This window comes from Duganella callida, assembly GCF_004614165.1.
GTDB classification, from domain to species: Bacteria; Pseudomonadota; Gammaproteobacteria; order Burkholderiales; family Burkholderiaceae_D; genus Rugamonas; species Rugamonas callida.
The window spans coordinates 1-4,938 of the sequence record NZ_SPVG01000186.1; the positions used below are offsets into that span (position 1 = coordinate 1).

Below are 4,938 nucleotides of genomic sequence, written 5' to 3' on the forward strand. Positions count from 1 at the left end.
GTCCGTCGGCGCTGGCGCGGCGACGCTGTCCGCCGCCGGTGCAGGCGCGGGCGCCGGCTTCGGTCTGACCCTGACGACCGGCTTGCGCGGCGCCTGCGCCAGCGGCTTGACCTGTTCCACCGGCGCGCTCTCGACGTGCCTGGGTAAGGTCAGCCGCAACTGCGCCGTCATCAGCGATGCCGGCAGCGGCGACGGCCGGTTCGACTGTGCGCTCAGGCGGCCGCCCACCCACTCGATGGCCGTGTAGTGCAGCGCCAGCGTGGCCGCGCACAAGAGCAGCACGCGCCGGTGCCGGATGAGGAAGGAGGGTTGCGTCATGGCCGCTAGTTTAAACGGGATCGCGCCCAGGGGTGGGCCGGCGCCGGAAATGTTGTCAAAACCTTTTGAATGACAAACAAATATCTGCTACGCTAAAACCACTACATTCAGGAGACTTCCATGGCGAATCCGCAAATGCCCAACATTCCCGGCGCTGGTGTTATGAACGATACGCTGGACTTCGTGAAAAGCCTGTGGGGCAGCATGAGCGTGCCAGGCCTGACCGCGCCCACGCTGTCGGTGGAGGAGCTGGACAAGAAGATCAGCGATCTGAAAGCCGTCGAGAGCTGGCTCAATCTGAACCTCAGCATGCTGCGCGGGAGCATCCAGGCGCTGGAAGTCCAGCGTGGCACCATCGCCACCCTGAAATCGGTGGGCGCCAGCCTGGCCTCGGCGGTCAACACGGGCGTCAACGACAAGTCGATTTTCGACGCCAATCCGTATGCTTCGGCCTTCTTCCACCACGCGCGCGAGGCCGACAAGGCGCAGACGGCGCCGCCCGAAGTCAAGCCGAAGCCGGAAGCCAGGACCGAGCCGCCGAAAGCCGAGGCGCCCAAGCCGGACGTCGGCAGCAGCGCCAATGCCGGCGCCACCGCCTGGTGGAATCTGCTGCAGGACCAGTTCAAGCAGGCGGTATCGACCGCGATGGCGTCGGAATCGATGATGACCGACGCGGCGGTGAAATTCGCCGCCGCGGCGGCGGCGGGCGCCAAGTCGGCCGGCAAGCCGGCGGCCGAAGCTGAACCGGCCGGGCAAACCGCAACGCCGCCCGACCAGCCGGCGGCCGTGAAAAAACCGGTGGTCAAAAAGCCGGCAGTGAAGAAAGCGCCACCGAAAGCTTAAACCGCAGGGGACAGACCACGATTCTGCAACAAGCGTGCTTGTTGCAGAATCGTGGTCTGTCCCCGCTGATCAGGCGTAGCTGTTGAAGCGCGTGCTTTCCGGCACCGGGCCGTGCTCCGCCTCGTACTCGCTGGCGGCGGCCGCGGCCACCACGCCCGACACCGGCGCCAGCATCGCCAGCTGTTCCATCAGCTGGGCGAAGCGCTGCTGGCCCGGCGCGATGGCGTCGACATGCATCAGCACCGCGATCGCCTCGTCCGCGAAGCCGGCGTCGTAACCGTTCTTCTGCAGATGCGAGATCAGGATCTGCGCCGAGTTGAACAGGATGCGCATATTGTGCGGCAGCGCCTTGCGCGCCACGCGCATCCATTCGATGGCCTCGATGAATTTGCCGGTCTTCCACAGCAGCACGCCCTTGTTCATCATGTCGGCCGCCTCCTGGCGCGATGAGCGGATCAACTCCTGGCCCTCCTCGCTCATGCGCGCCTTGTCGAAGATCTTCTGCACATCGTCCAGCAACGGCATGTTGTCGTGGTTGTTGCGGGTGACGTAGCACAGCAGGGCGACCGGCGCTTCCTTCACGCCCACCGCGAACAGCAGCGTCGCCATGTCGAGACAGCTCTCGGTGTCGGGCCGCTGACGGCTTTCGTCGGCCAGCATTGCTTCCAGCTCGTCGCCCGACTTGCGCGCGCGGCGGAAATCGCCGCTCTCGTGGTACACCAGCCCCTCCGTGATCTTGGCGCGCAGCGTCACCTGATCGCCGCCGAACTGGTGCACCGCTGCGTTGAGCAGACGGATCGCCTCCTTGGTGTCGTTCTTCTGGCCGCACACGCGCGCCAGCCCGAGATAGGCGTCCACGGTTTTACGCACCGAGAATTCGCCGATCTCGATGCACTTGCGGAAGGCCCGCTCCGCCACCGGAATATTCCCCAGCTTGAGCGCCGTCTGTCCCAGCGCGCGCTGGCGCGGCACCGAATTGGGCGACAGCTTGGCGGCTTTCTGCAGCACGTCGAACGCTTCCTCCGTCTTGCCCTGCAGCTGAAACGACTGCGCCAGCTGGTCGAAAGCGTCGATGTAAAAGCGGTTGTCGGTGATCACGGCCTGGAACATCAGGCGCGCCGCGTCGACGTCGCCGTTGGCCATGCGGATCTTGCCCAGGCCGCAGCGCGCCCAGTTGTATTCGCGCTCGTTGAGCACCTGCTCGTACACCGCGCCGGCCTGGTCGACCTCTCCGCTCTTGAGCAGCAGGGTCGCCTTCATGCGCAGAAGATCGATGGCGTGCAGCGGATGGTGCGCCACCTGTTCCTCGCACAGCTTGGCCGCGCGCAGGTAGTCCTTGTCGGCGAACGCCTGGTCGATTTCGGCGAAGATCTGCTTTTTGATCCACACGCGGTTCAACCGCGTCAGCAGCACGCCTTCCGTGATCGGCTTGATGATGTAGGCGTCCGGCTGATGCTCGGCCGCGCCCATCACCGATTCCACGCTCTTTTCGGCCGACACCATCAGCCACACGCTGCTCGGCAACATCAGGTTGCGCACGCGCGCCTCCTCCAGCACCTGCTGGCCATTCTTGCCGTCGCCGAGGTTGTAATCGCACAGCACCACGTCGTAGCGGGTTTTCGCCAGCAGCACCATGGCCTCGCCGCCGCTGGACGCCTGATCGATATGGCGCGCGCCGAGGTTGCGCAGCGATTCGCGCAGCAGCTGGCGGATGCCGACGAAGTCGTCGATGATCAGGTAGCGCTTCTCCTCCCAATCGATGCCGCCTGATGCCGGAGCCGGTGCGCTCATTTCCGTCACCATCATGGCAGGCGCAGGATAAAGCAGCCGCCGCCGGGCGCGCCGCAGTTTTCCAGCGCGATGCTGCCGCTGCGCTGGCGGTGCTTGTGCATTTTTGCGACCTCGCTGGAGAAGTACAGCCCCAGGCCGCTGCTGTTGTTGAGGAAGTTGACCTGCGCGCGTTGCGGCTTCATGGCGTCGGCGCCGGCCTGCAGCATGGAATCCGGGAAGCCGAGGCCATTGTCTTCCACCCGTACCTCGAGGTAGTCGCCGTCGATACGGATCGCCAGCCGGATGCGGTCGCGCGTGTAGCGGATGGCGTTGTTGATGGCGTGGACCAGCACCCCGATCACCAGGTCTTCATCCAGGGTCCAGATGGCGTCCGGCGGATAGTCGGTCTCCATGGCGACGCCGCGCGACTGCAGCAGCACCTTGGTCTGGCCGGACACCAGTTCCACCAGTTCGCGCACGCTGTGCGGCGCGGGGTCGAACGGATAACCCGGCTTGCCGACGTCCTTGTACAGCGCCAGCAGCTGGATCAGGTTGTCGTTGAGGCGCTTGGTCTGGTACAGCATGTGCGCCATCTGCCCGTATTCCGGGGCGTCGGAGGGCTGCTGCGCGGCCAGCAGGTTCTCCAGCGTGCCACTGAGCACGCTGATCGAATTTTTCATGTCATGCACGGTCGATGCCAGAAACATGAACAGCTCCGGCGAGCCTTCGTGCTGCGGGGCTTCTTGTTCATCCATAGTCGGATCTCGGTGGGCGTTTGGCTTTGATTATACGGCTTATTGTTCGCGCCGGCGTTGTTTGAGCAGGAAGCGTCCGGGGTCCAAAGCGTCGACCAGAGCGGCCTCCAGCGGCGGCGGGGTGCCTTCCAGTTGCGATACCAGCAGTTCCGCCATCAACGGCGCCCAGATCAGTCCACGCGAAGCGTATCCGAGCAGGCAATGCAGGCCGGGGTGGCGCGGCACGTCCGGCAGGCATTCGAGGCGGCCGGCGTTGGGATAGTCGGGCAGCGCGCCGGCCAGCGGCAGGCGGTCCGGCGCGGCGCAGCGGAAGCCCACACGGCCGGCCAGCGGCGCGGATTGCGCCAGCGCGGCAACGTCGTCGCCGGGGATGATTTCAGCCAGCCGCGCCAGGTTTTCCTGCTGGCTGCTGGCGCGCAGGACGGGGTCGTCGTCGTTGTCGTACGTGGCGCCGGCGCAAACCATGCCTTGCGACGGCGGCGTCACGTAGGCTTCGCGGCAGACCACCAGTGGCAGCACCGGCGGCCTGGCCGCGCCGTCCACGGGCAGGTGCGTGACCTGCCCGCGCAGTTTGAACAACGGCAGTTCGGCCGCCTGCGCGATCCGGTCGGCGGCGGCGCCGCTGGCCAGGATCACGGTCGGCGCCTCGGCCAGCAGCTTGCCGTCCGCGCCGTGCACCCGCCATTCTTCGTCTTGGCGCCGCAATTCCAGCGCTTCGGTGCAGAACACGCGTTGCAGATTATCGCCGCAGGATGCCAGCATCGCCTCGCACAAGGATGCCGGACGCGCCCAACCGCCCCGCTCGAACAGCCAGCCGCCATGCGGCGTCGCGGCGCCGATCAGCGTACTGGCTTCGTCCGCACCGGCCCAGCGGGCGTATTCTTGCGGGTAGTTCCACTGCGCCAGCGCATCCCGCTGCACCCTGGCGTGACGCTCGTCGCGCGCCAATTGCAGCACGCCGCAATCGGCGCCGTCGAAGACGCGGCCGACGCCGCCCATGCGGTGCCATTCGCGCAGCGCGAACAGGTAGGCCGCGCGGCTCAGGCGCGTCGGGATGTTGTCGTCCCTGGACAGCAGCGGCATGAAGATGCCGGCCAGGTTGCCGGATGCCTCCTGCGCCGGCTGCGCATGGCGTTCGATCAGCGTCACCCGCCAGCCGCGCGCGCACAAACGCTGCGCCGCCGCCGAACCGGCCAGACCGGCGCCGATGACGACCGCGCGCTTGGCCGACGCCAGTGCCGGAGCGGCGGGC

4 protein-coding genes and 1 pseudogene are annotated in these 4,938 nt (G+C 66.5%); 1 reads left to right on the forward strand and 4 read right to left on the reverse strand.

The features are described from left to right. A pseudogene (locus E4L98_RS30400) lies at positions 1 to 318 on the reverse strand (DUF3108 domain-containing protein); the annotation flags it as partial. A 120-nt stretch (positions 319 to 438) separates the two neighbouring features. On the opposite strand from E4L98_RS30400, the gene E4L98_RS18800 reads away from it, so the two are divergent. Beyond that, on the forward strand, positions 439 to 1,161 hold the full coding sequence (locus tag E4L98_RS18800; protein ID WP_135203080.1) for a PhaM family polyhydroxyalkanoate granule multifunctional regulatory protein: 723 nt from the start codon (positions 439 to 441) through the stop codon (positions 1,159 to 1,161). A 69-nt stretch (positions 1,162 to 1,230) separates the two neighbouring features. Here E4L98_RS18800 and E4L98_RS18805 read toward each other — a convergent pair whose 3' ends face one another. From E4L98_RS18805 to mnmC1, 3 genes are all read right to left on the reverse strand, one after another. Beyond that, positions 1,231 to 2,952, reverse strand: coding sequence for a tetratricopeptide repeat-containing response regulator (locus E4L98_RS18805; RefSeq protein WP_229257456.1), 1,722 nt, complete (start codon positions 2,950 to 2,952; stop codon positions 1,231 to 1,233). Positions 2,953 to 2,963: 11 nt separating this feature from the next. Then, positions 2,964 to 3,686 carry a sensor histidine kinase gene (locus E4L98_RS18810; protein ID WP_135203081.1) on the reverse strand — a complete coding sequence of 241 codons (723 nt, stop codon included), beginning with the start codon at positions 3,684 to 3,686 and terminating at the stop codon, positions 2,964 to 2,966. 39 nt (positions 3,687 to 3,725) lie between these two features. After that, the coding region (gene mnmC1 / locus E4L98_RS18815; protein ID WP_135203082.1) for an FAD-dependent 5-carboxymethylaminomethyl-2-thiouridine(34) oxidoreductase MnmC1 at positions 3,726 to 4,938 on the reverse strand (1,213 nt) is incomplete at its 5' end.

Coding starts and splice junctions, on each gene's coding strand:
- E4L98_RS18800 (WP_135203080.1), top strand. CDS start 439: ATGGCGAATCCGCAAATGCCCAACATTCCCGGCGCTGGTGTTATGAAC.
- E4L98_RS18805 (WP_229257456.1), bottom strand. CDS start 2,952: ATGAGCGCACCGGCTCCGGCATCAGGCGGCATCGATTGGGAGGAGAAG.
- E4L98_RS18810 (WP_135203081.1), bottom strand. CDS start 3,686: ATGGATGAACAAGAAGCCCCGCAGCACGAAGGCTCGCCGGAGCTGTTC.